We start from the raw sequence: 21,184 nt of genomic DNA on the forward strand, positions 1-21,184 counted from the left end.
TTCACTGAATGCAATATTGCACCCAGTGCATGCAGGGCGTAAGTTTGTAGCCATGACACCAAACTTACGTGAGCAAAAGCGCCGGGCCACTCGCTCGGCGATTGAAGATCACGCCACGCGACTCGTGGCTGAAAACGGCTTCGAGTGTGTCACCGTCGAAGATATCTGCGCAGCTGCGCAGATATCCCGGCGAACCTTCTTCAACTACATGGAGTCCAAGGAAGCAGCTGTACTGGGCTCCCCGCCGCGCGAACTAGCAGAGCGCGACATCACTGCTTTTCTGGCACAACGACATCCGGATCTCACCTCCGCGATACTGAATCTGGGCTTTGACCTGTTGCTCGGCACAGCGCTGGACAGCGACAACGCGGGAGTTTTACTGCGGCGTCGAAAAGCGATCCGCCGCGACAACCCCCAGCTATCTTTCACGCAACTTAGCTCCTTTGTTAGCCGTCAAGAAGCGCTCGCACGAACTACGGCGTTGTACCTAGAAAAATACGATGCAGACCGCATTCTTCCCAGCCAAACGCTTGCATACGAAGCTCGATCGCACGTCGCAGTCATCACCGCGGCGATTCAACTGGGCGCCAAGCATTGGATGGACTCCCCTTCTTCGCAATTGACAGAACTCAAGGCGATGTGCGACCAAGCACTCGCCGACATCCGCACTCTCACCTCAGAAAGGAGGCCGCAGTGAACGAGCAAGCCACAGCAGAACACAAAGTGGGCTTGATCATTGGCGCGCTGATGATCGCGATGCTAATGAGCTCACTTGGGCAAATGATCTTTTCTACCGCGCTGCCGACCATCGTCGGCGAACTTGGTGGAGTTAACCATATGTCGTGGGTCATCACGGCATTCCTCCTGGGACAAACCATCGCACTGCCAATCTTCGGCAAACTCGGCGACCAGATGGGGCGCAAAGGCCTCTTCTTGTTTGTAGTCATCCTATTTATGCTCGGCTCCTTGGCTGGTGGCCTGGCAACATCCATGAGCCTGCTCATCGCAGCTCGCGCTGTGCAAGGCATCGCCGGTGGTGGACTCATGATCCTTTCGCAGTCCATCACCGCAGAAGTCGTCAGCGCACGCGAGCGCGGCAAGTACATGGGACTGATGGGTTCCGTGTTTGGTGTCTCCTCCGTGCTCGGCCCCGTACTCGGCGGCTGGTTCACGGACGGCCCCGGATGGCGCTGGGGGCTATGGCTCAACATTCCGCTCGGACTAGCAGCCTTGGTGGGCGCAATGCTCTTTCTCAAGCTTCCCCATCGCAAACGCGTCGGGCGATTCGACTTCCTCGGGACCATTTTCATGGCTTTGGCAACGACCTGCCTGATCCTCTTCGTCACGTGGGGAGGACACGAATACGACTGGGATTCGCCAACGATTCTCGGTCTCATCGCTGGCACCCTCTTGTTCGGTGCGGTTTTCATCATCGTGGAATTGCGTGTGCCCCAGCCGATTGTGCCGATGGTCTTATTCAAGAACCGCAACTTCGTCCTCACCACAATCGCTGGACTGTGCATCGGCATCTTCATGTTTGGTGCCCTAGGTTACCTGCCGACTTATCTACAAATGGTGCACTCGCTGACCCCCACCGCAGCCGGGCTCATGATGACTCCAATGATGGTAGGGCTCATGGGTACCTCTATCCTCACCGGAAACTTGGTTACTCGGACCGGCAAATACAAATACTTCCCCATCGTTGGTTTGCTGATTGTTGCCGTTGGAATGTTCCTACTCTCGCAGCTCACCGTCACCGACTCCTTGATTCAGGTCGGCTTTGACTTCTTCATCTTTGGCGTTGGGCTTGGATCTGCGATGCAGATCATCGTGCTCATCGTGCAAAACTCGTTCCCAATTACGCTCGTGGGCACAGCAACGGGCGCTAATAACTTCTTCCGCCAGATCGGTGGCTCTCTCGGAGCCGCTCTCGTAGGCGGGCTATTTGTGGGTAGGCTGTCGGACGGTCTGCACGAAAAGGTGCCTGCTGCTTTGCAATCGATGGGAGCAGCTGCAGCACCATTCGCCGAGCAGTTTGCAGGGGGCGCGGGTAATCAGAAGCTGACTCCAGCTCTTGTCACCGGGTTCCCGGAACCACTGCAATTGGCCATCCAAACCGCCTATAACGATGCTCTCACCCCAATCTTCCTTGTCCTGCTGCCATTGGCAGTGTTCTCCGCCGCGGTCTTAGTCGCAGTAAGAGAAGAAAAGCTGAAAGAAACTATCTCGTGAAAACAAAGCGCGAAAAGGTGCCATCCACGATGACACCAGAGCAACAAAAGACTGCTCGCTGGGTGATGACGGCCCTCATGGTATCGATGCTGCTCGCCTCCCTCGACCAAATGATTTTCTCCACCGCTTTGCCCACGATTGTCGGCGAGCTCGGCGGAGTTGACCACATGATGTGGGTCATCACCGCCTATTTGTTGGCAGAAACCATCATGCTGCCGATCTACGGCAAGCTCGGCGATCTTATCGGGCGCAAAGGCCTCATGATCGCAGCGCTTTCCATCTTCTTATTGGGCTCTGTACTGGGCGGTCTCGCTCATTCTATGCTGCTGCTCATCATCGGTCGCGCGGTTCAAGGCATTGGTGGTGGCGGCCTCATGATCCTCTCGCAGGCCATCATTGCCGACGTCATTCCCGCGCGCGAGCGTGGCCGCTACATGGGTGTCATGGGCGGTGTGTTCGGACTTTCCGCAGTCCTCGGACCGCTGCTCGGAGGCTGGTTCACCGAGGGGCCAGGTTGGCGTTGGGCATTTTGGATGAACCTGCCACTTGGCGTAATCGCGATCGGCATTACCATGTGGATGCTGCGCATCCCGGCCAAGAAGGTGCCTTTCAAGTGGGACTACCTCGGCACTGTTCTCGCAATCATCGCCACGACCGCGCTCGTACTGTTTACCACGTGGGGTGGCTCGCGCTACGAGTGGAGCGATCCGGTCATTCTTGGACTTATCGCTATCACCGTCGTAGGCGGACTATTGCTCGTCGTTGTCGAATTGCGTGCAAAGGATCCGCTTATCCCGCTGAACTTCTTTGCTAATCGCAACTTTGCTTTGACGACGGCCGTCGGCATGGTTCTCGGAGTGACCATGTTCGGTGTGCTCGGTTACCTGCCGACGTACCTGCAGATGGTGCACAATATCAATGCTACCGAGGCAGGCTACATGATGATCCCCATGATGGTAGGCATGATGGGCTTTTCTATCTGGTCCGGTGCTCGCATCTCCGCTACTGGCAGCTACAAGATGTATCCCCTGGCCGGTATGGTGATCACCTTGGTCTCGCTAGTGTTGTTCCACGGTCTCTCTCTGGAAACAACGCTCTGGGAAATCGGCCTCTATCTCTTCCTCCTTGGAACCGGATTGGGCCTGGCGATGCAGGTGCTCATTTTGATCGTTCAGAACACGCTGCCGTTGAATGTGGTGGGGTCAGCCACTGCCGTCAATAATTACTTCCGCCAGATCGGCGCATCGCTGGGCTCTGCCCTGGTGGGTGGCGTTTTTGTGGGCAACTTGGAGGAGCTCATGGCAAGTCGGATTCCGCCAGCTGTGGCCACATTACCGCCTGAGGCAGCGGCAGCGGCGCAGCTAGATTCCAACTCCATCACGCCAGCGCTGATTCACCAGCTCCCCGGCCCACTTCGCGATGCCTTCATGGGCGCATACAACGATGCCCTGACCCCGGTCTTCGTCTACGTGATGCCACTGATCGTGTTGAGCTTCGTGCTGTTGCTCTTTATCAAGCACGAAACGCTCCGCACTACGACGAGCGACTAACCTATACCAAATTCCCATATCCTCATGCAGAATTCCCCGCATGTAGATATGGGAATTCGATGGATTTAGTTGGTCTCCAGCAGGTTGGTCACCAGCTCCGCAATCTTGGAACGCTCAGAACGCTGGAGGGTGACATGCGCGAAGAGTTCGTTGCCCTTCAGTTTCTCGATGACTGCCTGCACTCCGTCGTGGCGCCCCACTCTCAGGTTGTCACGCTGCGCGACATCGTGGGTCAATATGACGCGGGAGTTCTTTCCCAGACGTGACAGAACCGTGAGCAAAACATTGCGTTCGAGGGACTGCGCTTCATCGACGATGACGAAGGAATCATGCAGCGAACGGCCACGAATGTGCGTGAGCGGCAGCACCTCGATCAGATCACGCGCCAGGATTTCCTCCATCACGTTGTCGCTGACCAGGCCCTCGAGAGTATCGAAGACGGCCTGCGCCCAGGGGTTCATTTTCTCCGATTCAGAGCCGGGCAAGTATCCAAGATCCTGACCTCCAACGGCATACAACGGTCGGAATACCACGATTCGCTTGTGTTCACCGCGCTCCAGGACCGCTTCCAGGCCAGCACACAATGCCAGCGCTGATTTTCCGGTACCTGCGCGACCACCGATGGACACGATACCGACCTCTGAATCAAGCAACAGATCCAGTGCCACGCGCTGTTCAGCCGAGCGACCATGCACTCCGAAGGCCTGCAGGTCCCCGCGGATGAGAGAGACTTCGCCGTCGTCACGCACTCTTGCCAGTGCGGACTGGGAAGGTGACGCCAAGGTGAGTCCGCAGTGCACAGGCAGGTCTTCGACTGCGACACCACGACGGGTGACTTCTCCGGACAGGTCGGCGTAGCCGGTGCGATATAGCTCGTCGATGGTCGTGGAATCAATGTCCACAAAATCCATACCGGTATAGCCCGTGAGAACCACGTCTTGGGCATGGTATTCGTCTGCAGGCAGACCGACGGAACCTGCCTTCACTCGCAGCGGAATATCCTTAGTGACCAGGACTGTATCCTGTCCTTCCTTGCGGAAGTTCAATGCACAGGCAAGGATACGGTGATCGCTGACAGAGTCCTGGAATGCTACTGGCAGAATAGTCATGTCCGAATGATTCAGCTCGATTTGGACTGTGCCGCCATCGGTATTGACTGGCACTGGCTTGTCCAAGCGACCATATGTCTGACGGAGATCCTCCAAGTTGCGCAGCGCCTCGCGAGCAAACCAGCCCAACTCGGGATGGAAACGCTTACCTTCCAACTCGCTGATGACCACCAGTGGCAGCACAACATGATGCTCTGCGAATTTCCGCAACGCCCAGGGATCAGAAAGCAACACGGACGTATCAATAACGTACGTCCGTGTTGGGGTGGGCTGATGTCCGTCGAGGGCTCGGTCAATGGTCGGTGCTGCAACGATATCCCGCATAACTCATGGGCTCCCTTCACCTCCCACTGGGCACCCAGCGGGCGTGACGTGCGTATCATGGCACCCTCTGCCGGTGTTGCCGGTACCAGCTACCGGAAGGTGGTGGCCAGTCAGCTTCCCCACTGACCGGTCCCCCTCAGGCTAACGAGTGAAGGTTTAACTTACATGGTTGTGAGATGAATCCTCGGTAAACGTTCACCTCTCCTGCCCCACACGCTTATCGACGCCCTTTCCGTACCTTTCGTTTCCCGAGAGGCTGCTTCTTCAGGGTTTTTCCTGCAGCCTTCTTCGGCTTCTTCGCAGGCTTCTTCGCAGGTTCTTTCACCGCAGCAGCCTGCCGGGATGAGCTTGCTTTCCGCCCTTTAGTGATCCCTACGAAGTCCTGGATCATGTCGCCATCGTCACTCTTGCGCCAGACCAATGCGATTTGAGTCGGCTTGCCATCACTAAACTCGCGATGCTCCGTTTGCTTGGAATTAATGCTGCGCAACAACGGGCGCGGGGCGATGACCACGCCTACGTTGGCGGCCACCACCTGAACCGCCTCGCGCACGGCTTGGATGCTTACTACATCCACCGGTTCGTAATTTACGATCTCTTCTGCAATGTCGCGCCGGGAAATCTTTTCCAGCAGCGTCAGTTCGCTGTCCTTCGGTACAGTGATTCCGGGCTGCTCCTGGTAGAGATCCACCTTATGGAATTCTGCTGACAGCCGATCCTCCGGGAGACGAATGAGAGCTGCGGTGGCGCGGCCGTCGAGAAGCGCTTGCATCGCATCATCAGACTCTAAGGTGATTAGGTCCGGGTAGTCAGTGCGCTCATTAAAACGCTCGAACCATTTGCCGGGCGCCGTTCCTTTGACAAAGGCAATGGACAGCGGCTGTGCGTAGTTCATGAACTAGATGCTACCGTGATCAGTGTGAATGACATGAACCGCGAACCCTCCGCCACTGCGATGAAGCCCGCCACAGCGGCAAAGAAGCTCGGAATTTTCCTGCCGGCTACCCCGGAAGAATTCCAGCACAACGCGCTTACGCACGAGGAGTTCATCGCGCTGCAAACTAACCCACCAGAATGGCTGACAGAGCTGCGCCGCAATGGCCCACACCCACGCCCTGAGGTTGCCCGCAAGCTTGGCATCACTATTACTGCGCTCAAGAAGAATGACATGGACAAGCCACTCACCACGGCGGAGATCAAAGAGCTCTTGGCTCAGCAGCCTGAGTGGCTCAGCAAGGCCCGCACCACCCTGGCTGAAATGCGCGCCGCAGGCGAGTCAGAAGACTAACAGCCCTCGGCCAGAAGTTTCTTCAACGCAGCGACATGTTCTTGGTAGCTGCGAGCACCCGCTTCAGTGAGCGACACCCACACGGTGTCCTTGGCGCGGGTGCTGCCATATTCACGGAATCTGGAAATGTAGCCAGCTTTTTCCAACTCGCCCAGATTCTTACTCAACGTGGCATCGCTGACATCCAAGAGCTCACGCAGGCGTGCGAACTTCATCTCATTGTGTTTGGGTACTGCTCCCACTGCGTGCAAAGTTGCCATGATCTTGGTGCGTGCTAGAGGTTGAATGATCGGGTCTAGCTCAGGCATCAGGGACTTCCCATTGCAGCGTCGCCTTCAGTGCAGGATAGCTCAGGATGGCACACAGCAGCCACAAAAGAATGCCCAGCGGGATAGAAATGTTCCGTGCGAACATCAGTACTGACGGGGACAAGACGATCAGCATATATGCCCAAACCTGATACTTCGGCCTGTCCTGCCACCACGCACCGGTTTCCAGGCTACGCATCGCTTGGCGCACACCACGGGGCCGCAGCGCGTTTCTTAATAACCAGTAGCTGCCAAAGCATGCAGCCATACCACCAAGCATCAGCCACAGATTTTCTACAACGAGGCCGAACATCGTTAAAGAAGTCAACGCGGCGAGAATGGCCACCGCCCACGGCTTCGGGCTGAATTTTGCCTTCGCCTCAGTCGTCTCTACGGCAGCCAACTGCTCTTGAATATCAAGCAATCCACTCTGCCTTTCACCCTTATTGCTAGTCACCTGCCAGACGCTCCTCTCGCCGCTTCGATCCTTAATTTCCTAACTTAGTTTCCATAGCGGAAAATGTAAACACTTTCCTAGAAGGAAAGTAATGGATTCCGCTGAACTCGCAGCATTAACACGCGCCTTAACCGCACCTAGAAAGCCAGAAAGCCCGGCCATCACGGCCGGGCCAAACAAGGCAGGAAGGGCTAAGCCAGCTTCCAGTCTTCCAAACCTTCGTACAGTGGGAATTCTTCGGTGAGCTTAGCTACGCGGGCACGCAGGGCTGCAACGTCTGCAGCCTCACCAGCAGCAAGCGCAGTTCCGATAATATCCGCTACCTCTGCAAACCCAGCGGCATCCAAACCGCGGGTGGCAAGAGCTGGAGTACCAATGCGCAAACCGGAGGTCACCATTGGCGGACGTGGATCATTAGGAACCGCATTGCGGTTCACGGTGATACCCACCTCGTGCAGCAAATCCTCGGCTTGCTGGCCATCCATTGCAGAGTTGCGCAGGTCAACGAGGACCAAGTGCACATCGGTGCCACCAGTGAGGACATCAACGCCAGCAGCCTTGCAATCTTCACCCATGAGGCGCTCAGCGATGATTGCGGCGCCTTCTAGGGTGCGCTGCTGACGATCCTTGAACATCTCGGAGCCGGCAATCTTCATGGAGATTGCCTTTGCAGCGATAGCATGCATCAATGGGCCACCCTGCTGACCTGGGAAGACAGCAGAGTTAATCTTCTTTGCGTATTCTTCCTTTGCCAGAATCATGCCGGAACGTGGACCACCTAGGGTCTTGTGAACCGTCGTGGAAACGACATCGGAGTGCGGAACTGGAGATGGGTGCAGACCCGTAGCAACGAGACCAGCGAAGTGAGCCATATCAACCCAGAGCTTGGCGCCAACCTCATCCGCGATAGAACGGAAAGCCGCAAAGTCGAGGTGACGAGGGTAAGCAGACCACCCAGCGATGATGACCTGTGGCTTCTCGGCGATCGCCATTTCACGGACACGGTCCATGTCAATGCGCATGGTGTCATCTTCAACGCCGTAAGCAGCAACTTCATAGAGCTTGCCCGAGAAGTTCAGCTTCATGCCGTGAGTCAGGTGTCCACCATGAGCCAAGGACAGGCCCATGATCTTGTCACCAGGGTTAGCCAGCGCCATAAGAACGGCGGCGTTTGCCTGGGCCCCGGAGTGTGGTTGGACATTCGCAAACTCGGCACCGAACACTGCCTTGGCGCGGTCACGAGCGAGATCTTCGATGACGTCGACATGCTCACAGCCGCCGTAGTAGCGGCGACCTGGGTAGCCTTCGGCGTACTTGTTGGTCAGCACCGAGCCTTGAGCTTGCAGCACTGCACGTGGCACGAAGTTTTCAGAGGCGATCATTTCCAAGGTGCCGCGCTGGCGGCCCAGTTCAGCAGAGATCTGTTCCGCGACCTCAGGGTCGAGCTCGTTGATCGGCTGATACATCATATTGTCAGAGGTCATAGTGGCGCCAGGCAACCTTTCACGCGTTGGTAATTTCGGTTACCCGCTAGTGTAGTAGCTGACAACTGAAGTGTAGAAATGCTCGGCTCACATTTGTGTTTCAATCGCCGTCTCACCCCAGTTTGAGCGTGTCTGTTTTCACCGGAGTAGGCCTGCGGTGCACAATGGACGCTATGGCTAAGTCGCAGGCGTCGCATGACAACAGCCCTTTTCTCGAGTTTGATCGCACCGAGTGGCGCAGTTTGCGTAACAATATGCCCCAGGTGCTGAGCTCCGAGGAAGTCATTAAGCTCCGGGGCATCGGTGAAAGCGTGGATCTCAAAGAGGTCGAAGAAGTCTACCTCCCGCTTTCCCGCTTAATTTACTTGCAGGTAAAGGCGCGAAAAGGTCTGATGACTGCAACCGAGACGTTTCTCCACGCCCCAGCAGAGAACGTGCCGTTCATCATTGGCATCGCGGGTTCCGTGGCAGTGGGAAAATCCACCTCCGCCCGCTTGCTCCAGGTTTTGCTACAACGCTGGGAGTCCAGCCCGCGAGTCGACCTCGTTACCACGGACGGTTTCCTCCACCCGGCAGCAGAGCTCAACAAGCGACGCATAATGAACCGGAAAGGCTACCCAGAAAGCTACGACCAACGGGCATTGATGAGATTCGTCACTGACGTGAAATCCGGCAAGCGCGAGGTTAAAGCGCCTGTCTATTCTCATACCCTTTATGACAGGGTCCCGGATGAGTTCGTTGTCGTCGACAAGCCTGACATCCTCATTGTGGAGGGGCTGAACGTCCTACAAACCGGGCCAACCCTGATGGTTTCCGACTTGTTCGACTTCAGTGTTTACGTGCACGCTCGCACGGAGCACATAGAAAAGTGGTACATCGAGCGCTTCCTCGAGCTGCGCAAAACCGCGTTCAGCAAGCCTGGGGCGCACTTTTCTCACTACGCCACGCTTAACGACGACTTGGCGCGCGCCGAAGCGCGCGAAATCTGGCAATCCGTCAACTTGCCCAACCTAGTGGAGAACATCTTGCCAACCCGCGTGCGAGCTTCACTGCAGCTCTTCAAAGATGCGAACCATGAAGTGGAGCGAGTCCGGATGCGAAAAATCTAGCCCTTCAGCCACGCATCCAGCGCGTCTAGTTCGTGGAAATCAACCCGATCCTCGTCAGTGTTGTAGCCCCGAAGCATCGCTTCCTCGTTTTCACTCCGGTTCTTTTTTGCGGCGAGCATTTTGTTCATTGTCCACATCGTCGCTTTGTGCACCCTGTTCAAACCGGAATATGAAAGTCGCCCCGGCAAATAGAAGCGGGTGATACTGTCAGCACGATCTCCCAACGCACCTGCCATCGGATCCTTGACGCGAACCTCCTCTGACAAGGTCATTCCGACCACAGCCAGAGCGGCCTGCATCCCAGAAAGATCCTGGTTGAGCAGCCACTTCGCGCCAGCACATTGACCGGCATAGTTTGGTGAAAACACCACTGTATGATCCGCGACTGTTGCCTGATCTAGGGGGACGGCAATTGTTTGATGTCGACGCGCGAATTCCTCCGCGTATTGCTTGGTGGAACCATAGTGAGTGTTATAGGCAACAACCAAGGCCATGAAAGATACAACCCTTCTATTTTCCGAAGCGCCTGCTTCGCGACGAATAGTCACGGAGTGCGCGTAAAAAATCAATGCGGCGAAACGCCGGCCAGTAAGTATCAGTGAACCAAATTTCTGAGTAGGCCGCTTGCCAAAGCAAAAAGCCCGAAAGTCGCTGTTCCCCGGATGTGCGAATGACCAGGTCCGGATCTGGTTGGCCCGAAGTATAGAGGTGCTCGGAAATAGCTTCCACGCTGATTCGGTCAACCAGTTCCGTAGCGGTCACCCCAGCGGCAGCTTCCTCCCGCACGAACGCTTGAACGGCGTCCGCGATTTCCTGGCGGCCACCATAGCCCACCGCCACGTTTACTTCGATGCCGCTGTTCTCCTCGGTGCCTTCGGCTCCGCGGCGCAGGCGCTGCGCGACGTCCTCCGGCAACAGATCCAAGTGCCCGACGAGCCGCACTCTGCAATTCAGTCCCGGTGCTGCGAGCTCTTTGACGACATCGATAATGATGTCAAAGAGCAACTGCAATTCAACGCTTTCACGGCCAAGATTCTCGGTAGAAAGCAAATAAACTGTAACGAGCTTCACTTCGGTGTCTTGGCACCAGCCGACCAGCTCGCCGATCTTTTTCGCGCCGACACGGTGTCCATGGCTGACATCCGTGAAGCCGGCTTCCCGCGCCCAACGGCGGTTCCCGTCGCACATGATCGCAACATGGTGGGGCTGTTTGCGACCACGCAGCTCCCGACGGAGGTGGTTCTCGTACATCGGGTACAGCAAGCTCGGCAAGATCTTCACGCCACTAGTTTAGCTTTTGTGACTCGCGTCGGGTACGAACAGCGCCCGCCAATTCCTCCAATAGTTCAATAGTGTCTGCAATATTGATGCATTTGTCGGTGACTGACTGCCCATATACCAGCCCTTCCCCTCCGTTACGACGCAACTTCTCAGGATCTAGTTTCTGTGCCCCAGACACCAAGAAGGATTCGATCATGATTCCAGAAACCGCGTTGGCAACTGTCTCATCTGAGCTGGCGATGAGGTTAGAGATCTCTCGAATCACCTCCAGCTGTCGCACATCATCCTTGTTCGAATTTGCATGTGAAGCATCGATCATGAGCCGAGCCCCACCGTTGCGCTGGAGCGCTTTAGTGACATGGCCAGCGCCGTAGTTGGGCCCCCCGCTACCGCCACGTAAAATTACGTGACAATTGTCATTCCCGGCCGTCTCCACTACTGCAGGTTGCCCCTCATCGGAGGTCCCGAAGAAGAAATGCGGGTGAGCAGCAGCCTCGACTGCATCGACTGCAATTTGGACACTGCCATCGGTGCCATTCTTGAATCCAATGGGCATCGACAGCCCCGAGGCGAGCTGACGATGCACTTGAGACTCCGTCGTGCGAGCACCAATGGCGCCCCATGCGACCGCATCTGCGTAGTACTGCGGACTGTTCGGCTCAAGGAATTCACACCCAACGGGTAGCCCAGTTTCCAGTACCTCCAACAGCACGGTGCGCGCCATCTTGAGGCCTGCTGCAATGTCGTAGGAGCCATCGAGGTGCGGGTCATTGATCAAGCCCTTCCAGCCGACAGTGGTGCGGGGCTTTTCGAAGTACACGCGCATGACGATCTTCAGGTCGTCGTTAAGCTGCATTGCGAGCGGTGCCAGCTGGCGCGCGTAATCCACTGCTGCTTTCGGGTCGTGCACAGAACATGGCCCGACAACAACTACGAGCCGGTCGTCTTCGCCCGAGATGATGTTTGCGATCTCTTGGCGATCATGCTCGACCTTTGCAGCTAGCTCCGAGGCTAAAGGTAGTTGCGTGATCAGCTCCGCCGGCGTCGGCAGGTCATGGAAAGCTACGACTCGCCTATTGCTTGTCGACGCCGAATTGCTCAAAGATACTGGTGCGCTCATGATGCGTGGTGGCCTTTCGCAGTTTTAGGGAAACAAAAAAGCAGCCTCTCTGCTGCTTCTTTGTGAAGAGCGAGGACTGCTTAGGCTTGCGGTGGTTTGTTGTTCAGCGACGATCACGACTTAAAGGTCGTGCGGGAAACCTCCGCAAGCCTTGTCAAAATAAAATCGCCACATGAACATGAAAGCAAGTGTATCAGGGGTTGAGAATAAAGTCCCAGTTTCCCCTAGATAAGTCGCTTCTTATCGTTTCCGAGGAGCCCCTCGGCGGCCATAGCTTCGTCGATAAGCTTTTCATCGAACACATCGAGCCCACGTGCCTCCGCGAACGCCTGACGACGCATCAAACGACGCTGACGACGGGCAAAAGCCCAGCCCAAATAGATCACGACAACCAACAACGCCACCAGGATGAATAGTCCGATCGGCGAGGCTTTGCCAAACTCTGGGCCGAGCGGGGTGGATTGCTGCTGCGCGAGGATGAGAAGATCCACGTCGAAACTCCTTAATTAATACCTGCGAACAGGTCATCTTCTGGAAGGGAAGTCTTTACTCGCGTTGCTGCCAGCTCGAATTCTTCCGTCGGCCACAGCTTACGCTGCACGTCCACTGGAGTACCAAAAAAGGTTCCAGCGGGATCTATCTGCGTCGCGTGCGCCAGCAAGGCTTGATCACGTTGCTCAAAGTAGTCATCACAACGCACCTGCGTGGTCACGCGCAGCATGATATCCCCCCGATGGGCCTGCCAACGTTCCAAGAATGGCGCATAGGGACTAGGTTTGCCTTCTTCCACGAGCACATCATGGAACATCTGCATCCTTTGCCGGATGAATCCATGCGTGTAGTAAATCTTTAGTGGCTCCCAAGCTTCGCCGAGCTCCGGATGATAGTTGGCGTCGCCAGCCGCATCCCATGCCAGCATGGACACCTCGTGTACCTTGAGGTGATCCGGGTGCGGATAACCACCGTTTTCGTCGTAGGTGATGATTACGTGGGGCCGGAATTCGCGGATTACACTGACCAGCTGCTGCGTGACCTCATCCGAGTCTGCGAGCGCGAAGCTACCTGCGGGAAGCGGCGGCAACGGATCCCCCTCAGGCAGGCCGGAATCCTCGTAGCCGAGCCAGCGGTGTTGGGTGCCGAGCGCAGCCATAGCGGCAGCCATCTCAGTGCGCCGAATTTCCGGAAGGTTTTCCATTACTCCCGGCTTGTCCATGGCAGGGTTTAGGATGCTCCCACGCTCACCACCGGTGCACGTCAGCACCATGACTTCATTGCCCTCAGCAACATACCGAGCCATAGTTGCTGCGCCCTTGCTCGCCTCATCATCAGGATGGGCATGGATTGCTAATAGTCTCAGTCCACTCACGTGCATTCCCGTCCTTTACGCGCTTTCCTACATCTACAAGCGTTGCCACGTTGTTTCTATAATCGTATATCCTTGGACGATAACCATCCTCATAGGGAAAGTTTCGAGGTTTTCATGTCTCACCCAACCTCCCGCCCCTCCGCAAACTACGGCGATACTCAGCGACGCGGCGTGGTGGGTCCGATCATCGCAATTGGCGCGGTGCTATTCGTCATCGCCCTCGGAGTCGTGGTCTTCCAGTACTACCAGAAAGTGTCCGCGGTGACGGTCTCTGCCACCACTGCTGGCTACGAGCGTACCGACGACAATGTTCTCAAGGTCAACGTGGACGTGACTCGCAAAAACACAGACATCCCAACCTATTGCATCATCACCGCAATGAATTACGACAAAGCGGAAGTCGGTCGTCGAGAGATAGTCATCCCCCCTGGAGGTGACAGTGCTGCCCGCTACCCCGTTGAGATTCCGTCACGGGACGTCCCGGTGGCGGCGAAAGTATACGGCTGCTCTGAAAAGCTACCCGCCCACCTCGCTGAATAACGACGCTGTGTTAAAATTCGGGCACTAATAACAAGCTTGTTCTCCCCGGAGCGCATGTTAGTAGCACTCCTGCCTTTTGGGCGATGGCATCAAACAAGCACAACAAATCCTTTTGAAAGGGCTAGAGACCATGGCTGAAAACAACAAGCAGTACATCACTCCGGAAACCAAGGCGAAGTTGGAAGAGGAGCTCAACGCTCTCATCGCCCACCGTCCGGTGGTTGCGGCCGAAATCAACGAACGCCGCGAAGAGGGCGACCTCAAGGAAAATGCTGGTTACGATGCGGCTCGCGAGATGCAGGATCAGGAAGAAGCCCGCATCAAGCAGATTTCTGAGATCCTCGCTAACTCCACCACTGAGCGTCAGGGCATCGTAGAAGGCGTAGCCAACGTCGGCTCTGTTGTCCACGTCTACTACAACGGCTCCAAGGAGGATAAGGAAACCTTCCTAATCGGTACCCGCGCTGCCGCATCTGAGAACCCTGACCTTGAGACCTACTCCGAGCAGTCCCCTCTCGGCGCTACCATTCTGGGCGCCAAGGAAGGCGAGACCCGCGAGTACCAGGCACCAAATGGCACCACTATCTCCGTCACTGTTGTATCGGCCGAGCCTTACAATTCTGAGAAGGCTGCTCGCCTACGCGCAGAAAAGCTTGCAGCTAAAAAGTAGTCCATGCGTCTAGCTATTCCTGGTGCCATTGCGGTGTGTTTTACCGCAATGGCACTTTCTGCGTGCAGTACCTCCAGCGATCCCGGAAGCCTCGCTGTCCCCTCCCCTGCGGTATCCCCTGTAGTGGAGGTCGCTAACTCCGCGGGCTTCATTGACTGTTTCGGCCCGCCGATCGAGCGTCCCACCGCTTTCTCACTGGATTGCGTTTCGGGACGACGCCACGTAGAAGATGTGTCCTGGAGTATGTGGGGTGCTCAGCATGCGGAAGGGACAGGTACTCTTGTCACACCGGATGCGGAACCTGCCACGGTGACGATCTCGCTAGGAGCCCCCTTCGCAGACAAGTTCACGAGCATCATTATCAACGACGAAGCCGTCTGGCCATAGTCAGGATCAGCCGTTCTAAAGGAAAAGCTACCGGCGCCCCGCCTCTACTTTCATAGGAGGCTGTGTGGCGCCGGTAGCTTGAGATCAAACTCTGTATCAGTTACGCAAGATGCTCAGCAGGCGAAGGATCTCGGTGTATAGCCACACCAGGGTAACGGCAAGGCCGAGGGCAACGCCCCACGCCATCTTCGCAGGAGCTCCCGAACGGACGAGTTGATCCGCAACATCGAAGTCCTGCAAGAAGCTCAATGAAGCGAGAACAATACACAGCAGCGAGAAGCCGATGGCCATCATGCCACCACCGCGTAGTGGATTGAAGTCAAACAACAAGGCCGAAACCAAATTGCCCAAAGATAGGAACAACACACCAACCAGCGCAGCAGTCAAGAAGCGCGTGAATTTAGGCGTGACCCGGATGACTCCAGCCTTATAGACCCACAGCATTCCAACGAAAACACCGATGGTTGCTATAACTGCTTGGCCGATCAGCGCACCATTGGTACCGCCGATCATCAGTGAGAAACCACCGACAAACAGGCCTTCGAATACGGCGTAAATCACCGTTACTGCTGCGGAGCCGTACTTCTTACCTAATGTGCCAACGAGAACAGCAATCAGTCCGCCGATGGCGCCAACCATCGTCAAAAGGACCGAAATGCCCATGCTGACTGTCATGCCGATCGCGAAATTGAGCACCGCAAAGGCGATGATAATGCCAAGGGTGATGCCAGTCTTCGCGATCACATCGTCTACTGTCATGGCCCGCTCAGTCTGCGCTGGCGCACCGTATCCCCCCATAGGCTGGCCATAGGTTGGGTAACCTGCTTGCTCGTAGCCGGCCCCAGCGTAACCACGGCCAGCTGCGTTCTTGGTCTTGGTCAGGGAACTAAAAACCGGATTGCTGCTTCGCATGTGCCCAGTCCTTTCAAAACACCTTTGTAGAAATACTTCGCTACCAATAAGTAGCTTTTCAAGTGTTCAACGCGGCGCGGGCCCAAAAAGTTCCCCAAATGCTAAAAGTATGTGCACCGATGTGGTTCTAGCCTGAGTGACTATTGAACTCGCTTCCACCAAACTTCCCTGCTCCCTGCAATCTACTTGGCAAAAGTTCGGTCCGAGGTGAATCAAGTCGAAATAGCCAGAAGCGGCGATGATCGTTTTCATCGTCTAAGACAGGCTTCTTAGGATTTTCCAACTCAAAAATGTCATTGGCGCTGCAACAACGTTGATGATCTTTGACATTCTTTCAGGCGCTGAGCCCCCAAAACACAAAAATGACCAACACATTTGTGCTGGTCATTGTGCCCCCAGTCGGACTCGAACCGACACTTGGCAGATTTTAAGTCTGCTGCCTCTGCCAATTGGGCTATAGGGGCTTAAGAGCTCCAGCTGTGTGACTGGAACTAGTTCAGATTAGTCTACGTGCCTTATTCGGAAGAAATCAGTCCCGCAACAATGCCGTCTAGAATGTCTTTTTCCGAGATGATGAAGCTGCGGACGTCCGTGCAGGACGAGATCATGTCGATGATTCCATCAACTACTACCGCCCCACCGCCAATGACGTCGGCACGCCCGGGATGCATCACTGGATGCGCAGCCCGGGTGGCTGCCGGCATCTCAATTAGTTGTCGGGTTAGCACCTCAGTTGCCGCGAAATTGAGTTCCGAGCCGTGGATGTGGGCGGGGTCGTAAGTTTCCAGGCCTTGCGCGAGTGCGGAAATTGTGGTGAAGGTTCCAGCCACTCCGACGAAGGTATCGGCCTGCGCGATGGGAACGTTGCTTTGGACGTCGGCAAGCCGCTGCGCAACTAGCGCGCGGGCCTCAGCGACCTGTTCTGGAGTGGCGGGGTCTTCGGTCATGACGCGCTCAGTCAGGCGCACACAGCCGAGCTGTACAGACTCGGCACCGAGTACCTCGCCGTCACGCTTGCCGACGACAAACTCCGTCGATCCGCCGCCCAAATCGATGACACAAATGGTGTTGCTGCTTGCGGACAAGTCCGTGACCGCACCCCGGAATGAGAGTTCGGCTTCTTCCGCGCCGGTGATCTCCTCCGCTTTCGCACCTGGAATGACTTTGCTCAGGAGCTCGGCAGTCATGTCGATGAACTCCTGCCGATTTTCCGCGTCGCGGGTAGCAGATGTCGCCACCATCCTTAGGGCGGCAACGTGCTCTCGTCTCATGATGTCAACGAACTCTGCGAGCGCTACCCGAGCGCGAATGATGGAATCTTCCGCAATTCGGCCAGTCGCGTCCACCCCTTGTCCGAGGCGAACAATCTTCATTCCGCGGTAGATGTCGGTGAATGTGCCATCGGAGTAGTCAGACACCAAAAGGCGGATTGAGTTCGTTCCGCAGTCCACAGCAGCAACACGGACCATTTACTTCACCTCTGCATGGGAAAAATCGAAATCAGCTAGGTCTATTCCAAGTTCTGCGCAGGTTGGCCAGTCTGCTGGGATGGCAGTGCCACGCAAGTTTGCATGTTCGGCGGCCATTGCCACAGCCTCGGTGCCAAAGCGAACCCTTTGTGGCCCCTCAGCCAAAGCGTAAGCGATGAGAACGTGCAGGCACTTCACGCGATCGGGCATGCCGCCTCCGGAAAAATCAGTACCAAGATCCGCAAGCTTGTTGCGCTCGGCGAGGAAATGCTCGTGTGCGGCTCGGTAGTCGGCCTGCAAATCTTCGTCTTCGGCGAGGCGAGACTGCATCCACTTCATAACATGAGCCACCTCGAGTCGAGAGGCCTCCGCAGTCAACCGCGGCTCGGTGAGGTAATACAGGGTCGGAAACGGAGTTCCGTCTTCGAGCCGTGGTGCTGTTTTAACCACGCCTGGTGCCCCGTCTGGCGTGGTGTAGGAGATTTCGAGCACGCCACGGGGCTCGCGGCCCAGCTGCTCGGTGACGGCTGCAAGTTCAGTTTCAGAAACAGTCATGCTGCCATTGTGTCATGGCGAAGACGCATCAGACTGCACTGGCATCTTCATTTCCGGGGTAGGTGGCGCTTCTGGAGCTCCGGTTACTTGCGGGCTCGGGTTGGCTACCGAATCCCACAGCGTGTTGTACCACGGAGCTTGTGGCTTTTCTTGGTGCCCGCTTGTCGACGTCAACGATTCTTCACCCTGCATAGTGGGATCTAGGATTCGGAAGGCTACTTCTCCCGGGGCGATCACTCCGAGACGATTTCGGGCTTGTTCCTCCAGGTAGGCAGGGTTCTGGTAGCGCTCGAGCTCGCCTAGCAGTTCGTCCTTGCGGGCTTGTTTTTGCACGATGGCTTGCGTTACCTCGTTGATCTCATTGCGTTGCTGAAAGTAGTTTCGCAGCGGCAGGGCGATGATCAGCAAGAATACGATGAGCACACTGATGAGGACGATGAGTTCAATTGCGCTCACTTTGAGTCCCCTGGCACGCTCTTTCAAACTGCGCGCAGGCCGAGCCTGCCCATCAGACCGGCGGTTTTTCACCGGGACGGGAGTTCTTGAACTTCGAGATTTCAGTGCCATCGCTTCACTACTCTAGTCCCAGTTGTCACAGCAGCAGTTTTACACGCCGAAGGGGCCCGCGAGCTTGCGCTCGAGCGAACCCCTTTTAGACTATGCGAACCCGGTTTACTTGAAACGCGGGAATGCGGACTTGCCTGCGTACACAGCGGCATCGCCCAGCATCTGCTCGATGCGCAGGAGCTGGTTGTACTTAGCAACGCGCTCGGAACGCGCAGGGGCACCAGTCTTGATCTGGCCACAGTTGAGAGCAACTGCAAGATCAGCAATCGTGGTGTCCTCGGTTTCACCGGAACGGTGAGACATCATGGTGCGGTAGCCGCTGCGGTGGGCCAAATCAACGGCATCAAAGGTCTCAGTGAGGGTACCGATCTGGTTGACCTTTACCAGCAAAGCGTTGGCAGCCTTTTCCTGGATGCCCTTTGCCAGGCGCTCTGGGTTGGTGACGAAGAAGTCATCGCCAACGATTTGGACCTTGTCGCCGATGGCAGCGGTGAGAGCGGTGTAGCCCTCCCAGTCATCTTCCTGCAGTGGATCCTCGATGGAAACGATTGGGTACTCAGCGATGAGGTCGCCGTACACCTTGGACATATCCTCGGCGGTGTGCTCGCCACCCTCGAAGTGGTACTTGCCGTCCTTGAAGAACTCGGAGGACGCAACGTCAAGAGCAAGAGCGATGTCCTCGCCTGGCTTGAAGCCAGCCTTCTTGATGGCTTCAACAATGACGTCGAGAGCTGCCTTGGTGGAGTCAACGGAAGGAGCGAATCCGCCTTCATCGCCGAGTCCGGTGGACAGGCCCTTCTCCTTGAGCACGGCCTTCAGGGTGTGGTACACCTCTGCACCCATGCGCAGTGCCTCTGCGAATGATTCAGCACCGATTGGGGCGATCATGAATTCCTGGACGTCAACACCAGAATCGGCGTGTGCGCCGCCGTTGAGGATGTTCATCATCGGCACTGGAAGAACATGGGCGTTAGGGCCACCGATGTAACGGAAAAGTGGGAGGTTAGCGGACTCTGCGGCGGCCTTTGCCACTGCCATGGAAACGCCAAGAATGGCGTTAGCGCCAAGACGAGACTTGTTTGGAGTGCCGTCGAGATCGATCATTGCTTGGTCGATAGCGCGTTGATCGTCAGCCTCAAAGCCAGCAAGTTCGTCGGCGATTTCCTCGTTGACAGCTTCAACAGCCTTCAGGACACCTTTGCCCTGGTAGCGATCGCCGCCATCACGCAGTTCGTGAGCCTCGTGGGCACCGGTAGATGCACCGGAAGGTACACCAGCCTGACCGTGGGCCATATCTTCGAGGACTACTTCCGCCTCGACGGTTGGGTTGCCACGGGAATCCATGATTTCACGAGCGAAAACGTGCATGATCTCAGCCACTATTGGCCTCCTAATTCAAAGGGAAAACATCTTCTGTTTGTGCGAAACAGCGCGTGCGTCACACCTACAGTCAATTGTGGCACGAATTCCAAACCCCAGCCACGGCGCGAATCATTTGCCGTGTTCACCACCTGTTTCTATCCCCTTATGCGATGAAAAGTGTCTAGTAGGCAGGTTGATTTACTGCATAGGAGGCAGCCGCGTCTCGAACATCGGCAACGTATTTGTCGGACTGGTTATAAGAGTAGATCGCCGCCGTCCACCCCTCGGGAGTGCCGAGGTCTCCGCCATTGGTGCACAGCAGGTTCGCCGCTGATAGTGCAGCATCATCGATGTTTTGCGGATCAGCTTTGCCGTCTCCACTCGCATCGAGGCCAAAGCGTTTCCATGACTCAGGAATGAACTGCATTGGCCCAACAGCTCGATCGTGTTCCTTGTCTCCGTCTATCGCACCATTGTCAGTGTCTGAGATGTCTGCGAAACCCGGCGAGCCATCGAGCTTCACCCCGTAAATCGGAGGTTCAACCACGCCATCTTGATTGATGGCAGCACCCTCGAAGAGCTTTCCGGTATACGTTCCATGTCGCGTTTCTACCTGCGCAAGACCAGCCAAAGTGTTCCAACGCAAGTGACAATCCGGCCAACTTTGCTGGGCTATGAGTTCTGCGTTGCCGTATGCCTGAAGTGCAGCGGTGGACACTCCGATTTTCTCGGAGATGGGCTCGGCCCAAAAGCCCAATTTTGCGGCAGTGCGACCGGGGGCGTTGACGTCGATAAGCGGAACTGCTTCTGCGCCCGCTGGGGGCACATCTTCCGGCACATTGATACGCGGGCGGAGTGGGTTTGGGGTGTTCAAGGCGGATAAGGTCCAGCCAACCAATGCGATCACGACGATTATGGCCAGCACACTCGCGCAGCCACAACCGAACGCTTTCTTTACTCCAGAACCCATAGCGAAAGATCATAGTGCGAAATTTGTCGCCTATGCGGCTTACAGGAAGTTCACAACACCCCAATACCCCCTTGCACAACATCAGCCACTTTCGTAACATCACTACTGGCCGAAAAACTGATCA

The 21,184-nt window shown here is 56.1% G+C and carries 24 protein-coding genes and 1 tRNA gene; 8 read left to right on the forward strand and 17 right to left on the reverse strand.

The genetic code is table 11. The annotated features are described in order from the left end of the window. The first annotated feature begins 52 nt into the window (after nucleotides 1–52). The 3 genes from WG915_RS02585 to WG915_RS02595 are packed head-to-tail and all read left to right on the forward strand — an operon-like array spanning nucleotide 53 to nucleotide 3,782. Complete coding sequence (locus WG915_RS02585; RefSeq protein ID WP_339563803.1) at nucleotides 53–697, forward strand: TetR/AcrR family transcriptional regulator; 645 nt, start codon at nucleotides 53–55, stop codon at nucleotides 695–697. Next, nucleotides 694–2,232 (forward strand): MDR family MFS transporter, encoded by a 1,539-nt coding sequence (locus WG915_RS02590; RefSeq protein WP_339563804.1) that lies wholly within the window; start codon nucleotides 694–696, stop codon nucleotides 2,230–2,232. The genes WG915_RS02585 and WG915_RS02590 overlap by 4 nt, the downstream gene beginning before the upstream one ends. A 29-nt stretch (nucleotides 2,233–2,261) precedes the next feature. After that, nucleotides 2,262–3,782: a DHA2 family efflux MFS transporter permease subunit gene (locus tag WG915_RS02595; protein WP_339563961.1), complete on the forward strand. Its 1,521-nt coding sequence runs from the start codon at nucleotides 2,262–2,264 to the stop codon at nucleotides 3,780–3,782. A gap of 65 nt (nucleotides 3,783–3,847) precedes the next feature. On the opposite strand, the gene WG915_RS02600 is transcribed toward WG915_RS02595, so the two are convergent. Together WG915_RS02600 and WG915_RS02605 are read right to left on the reverse strand one after the other, a co-directional pair. After that, a complete protein-coding gene (locus WG915_RS02600) occupies nucleotides 3,848–5,215 on the reverse strand; it encodes a PhoH family protein (protein WP_339563805.1) in 1,368 nt (455 codons plus the stop codon). Nucleotides 5,216–5,432: 217 nt separating this feature from the next. After that, the gene (locus WG915_RS02605) at nucleotides 5,433–6,110 is read right to left on the reverse strand and encodes a LysR family transcriptional regulator (protein WP_339563806.1); all 678 of its coding nucleotides are present in this window, start codon (nucleotides 6,108–6,110) and stop codon (nucleotides 5,433–5,435) included. A 60-nt stretch (nucleotides 6,111–6,170) separates the two neighbouring features. On the opposite strand from WG915_RS02605, the gene WG915_RS02610 reads away from it, so the two are divergent. Beyond that, nucleotides 6,171–6,503: a DUF5997 family protein gene (locus WG915_RS02610; RefSeq protein ID WP_339563962.1), complete on the forward strand. Its 333-nt coding sequence runs from the start codon at nucleotides 6,171–6,173 to the stop codon at nucleotides 6,501–6,503. Here WG915_RS02610 and WG915_RS02615 read toward each other — a convergent pair. The 3 genes from WG915_RS02615 to glyA all read right to left on the reverse strand — a co-directional run bounded on the left by WG915_RS02615 (nucleotide 6,500) and on the right by glyA (nucleotide 8,752). Beyond that, nucleotides 6,500–6,811 carry a transcriptional regulator gene (locus WG915_RS02615; protein ID WP_339563807.1) on the reverse strand — a complete coding sequence of 104 codons (312 nt, stop codon included), beginning with the start codon at nucleotides 6,809–6,811 and terminating at the stop codon, nucleotides 6,500–6,502. The two genes, WG915_RS02610 and WG915_RS02615, sit on opposite strands and share 4 nt — an antisense overlap. Next, nucleotides 6,804–7,268, reverse strand: coding sequence for a hypothetical protein (locus tag WG915_RS02620; RefSeq protein WP_339563808.1), 465 nt, complete (start codon nucleotides 7,266–7,268; stop codon nucleotides 6,804–6,806). Before WG915_RS02620 ends, WG915_RS02615 begins: the two co-directional genes overlap by 8 nt. A 191-nt stretch (nucleotides 7,269–7,459) precedes the next feature. After that, nucleotides 7,460–8,752 (reverse strand): serine hydroxymethyltransferase, encoded by a 1,293-nt coding sequence (glyA, locus tag WG915_RS02625; protein ID WP_339563809.1) that lies wholly within the window; start codon nucleotides 8,750–8,752, stop codon nucleotides 7,460–7,462. Nucleotides 8,753–8,916: 164 nt separating this feature from the next. Between glyA and coaA the strand changes: the two genes are divergently transcribed. Next, nucleotides 8,917–9,861, forward strand: coding sequence for a type I pantothenate kinase (coaA, locus tag WG915_RS02630; RefSeq protein WP_445227772.1), 945 nt, complete (start codon nucleotides 8,917–8,919; stop codon nucleotides 9,859–9,861). On the opposite strand, the gene WG915_RS02635 is transcribed toward coaA, so the two are convergent. The 5 genes from WG915_RS02635 to mca form a co-directional block, all read right to left on the reverse strand. Next, on the reverse strand, nucleotides 9,858–10,355 hold the full coding sequence (locus WG915_RS02635; protein WP_339563811.1) for a flavodoxin domain-containing protein: 498 nt from the start codon (nucleotides 10,353–10,355) through the stop codon (nucleotides 9,858–9,860). The two genes, coaA and WG915_RS02635, sit on opposite strands and share 4 nt — an antisense overlap. Before the next feature lie 16 nt (nucleotides 10,356–10,371). Continuing rightward, nucleotides 10,372–11,142 (reverse strand): isoprenyl transferase, encoded by a 771-nt coding sequence (locus tag WG915_RS02640; RefSeq protein ID WP_339563812.1) that lies wholly within the window; start codon nucleotides 11,140–11,142, stop codon nucleotides 10,372–10,374. A 4-nt stretch (nucleotides 11,143–11,146) separates the two neighbouring features. Continuing rightward, nucleotides 11,147–12,262, reverse strand: coding sequence for a 3-deoxy-7-phosphoheptulonate synthase (locus WG915_RS02645; RefSeq protein WP_339563813.1), 1,116 nt, complete (start codon nucleotides 12,260–12,262; stop codon nucleotides 11,147–11,149). Between the two features lie 224 nt (nucleotides 12,263–12,486). Beyond that, nucleotides 12,487–12,753: a hypothetical protein gene (locus WG915_RS02650; RefSeq protein WP_339563814.1), complete on the reverse strand. Its 267-nt coding sequence runs from the start codon at nucleotides 12,751–12,753 to the stop codon at nucleotides 12,487–12,489. Between the two features lie 11 nt (nucleotides 12,754–12,764). After that, on the reverse strand, nucleotides 12,765–13,628 hold the full coding sequence (gene mca / locus WG915_RS02655; protein WP_339563815.1) for a mycothiol conjugate amidase Mca: 864 nt from the start codon (nucleotides 13,626–13,628) through the stop codon (nucleotides 12,765–12,767). A 114-nt stretch (nucleotides 13,629–13,742) separates the two neighbouring features. Between mca and WG915_RS02660 the strand changes: the two genes are divergently transcribed. The 3 genes from WG915_RS02660 to WG915_RS02670 all read left to right on the forward strand — a co-directional run bounded on the left by WG915_RS02660 (nucleotide 13,743) and on the right by WG915_RS02670 (nucleotide 15,225). Then, nucleotides 13,743–14,168 (forward strand): DUF4307 domain-containing protein, encoded by a 426-nt coding sequence (locus tag WG915_RS02660; RefSeq protein WP_339563816.1) that lies wholly within the window; start codon nucleotides 13,743–13,745, stop codon nucleotides 14,166–14,168. Nucleotides 14,169–14,298: 130 nt separating this feature from the next. After that, nucleotides 14,299–14,838, forward strand: coding sequence for a transcription elongation factor GreA (greA, locus tag WG915_RS02665; RefSeq protein ID WP_339563817.1), 540 nt, complete (start codon nucleotides 14,299–14,301; stop codon nucleotides 14,836–14,838). Between the two features lie 3 nt (nucleotides 14,839–14,841). Then, nucleotides 14,842–15,225 carry a hypothetical protein gene (locus WG915_RS02670; protein WP_339563818.1) on the forward strand — a complete coding sequence of 128 codons (384 nt, stop codon included), beginning with the start codon at nucleotides 14,842–14,844 and terminating at the stop codon, nucleotides 15,223–15,225. A 96-nt stretch (nucleotides 15,226–15,321) separates the two neighbouring features. On the opposite strand, the gene WG915_RS02675 is transcribed toward WG915_RS02670, so the two are convergent. From WG915_RS02675 to WG915_RS02705, 7 genes are all read right to left on the reverse strand, one after another. Next, nucleotides 15,322–16,137, reverse strand: coding sequence for a Bax inhibitor-1/YccA family protein (locus WG915_RS02675; RefSeq protein ID WP_339563819.1), 816 nt, complete (start codon nucleotides 16,135–16,137; stop codon nucleotides 15,322–15,324). Nucleotides 16,138–16,527: 390 nt separating this feature from the next. Continuing rightward, nucleotides 16,528–16,601, reverse strand: a tRNA-Leu gene (locus WG915_RS02680). 51 nt (nucleotides 16,602–16,652) lie between these two features. Beyond that, a complete protein-coding gene (locus WG915_RS02685; RefSeq protein ID WP_339563820.1) occupies nucleotides 16,653–17,606 on the reverse strand; it encodes a Ppx/GppA phosphatase family protein in 954 nt (317 codons plus the stop codon). Next, nucleotides 17,607–18,161: a DUF501 domain-containing protein gene (locus WG915_RS02690; protein ID WP_339563821.1), complete on the reverse strand. Its 555-nt coding sequence runs from the start codon at nucleotides 18,159–18,161 to the stop codon at nucleotides 17,607–17,609. 12 nt (nucleotides 18,162–18,173) lie between these two features. Continuing rightward, entirely contained in the window at nucleotides 18,174–18,617 is a 444-nt protein-coding gene (locus WG915_RS02695; protein WP_339563822.1) for an FtsB family cell division protein, read from the reverse strand. 216 nt (nucleotides 18,618–18,833) lie between these two features. Further along, nucleotides 18,834–20,108: a phosphopyruvate hydratase gene (gene eno / locus WG915_RS02700; RefSeq protein WP_339563823.1), complete on the reverse strand. Its 1,275-nt coding sequence runs from the start codon at nucleotides 20,106–20,108 to the stop codon at nucleotides 18,834–18,836. A gap of 163 nt (nucleotides 20,109–20,271) precedes the next feature. Further along, a complete protein-coding gene (locus WG915_RS02705) occupies nucleotides 20,272–21,060 on the reverse strand; it encodes a lytic transglycosylase domain-containing protein (RefSeq protein WP_339563824.1) in 789 nt (262 codons plus the stop codon). Nucleotides 21,061–21,184 lie beyond the last annotated feature (124 nt).

The organism is Corynebacterium sp. H128 (assembly GCF_037482625.1).
In the GTDB taxonomy this organism is placed as follows: Bacteria; Actinomycetota; Actinomycetes; order Mycobacteriales; family Mycobacteriaceae; genus Corynebacterium.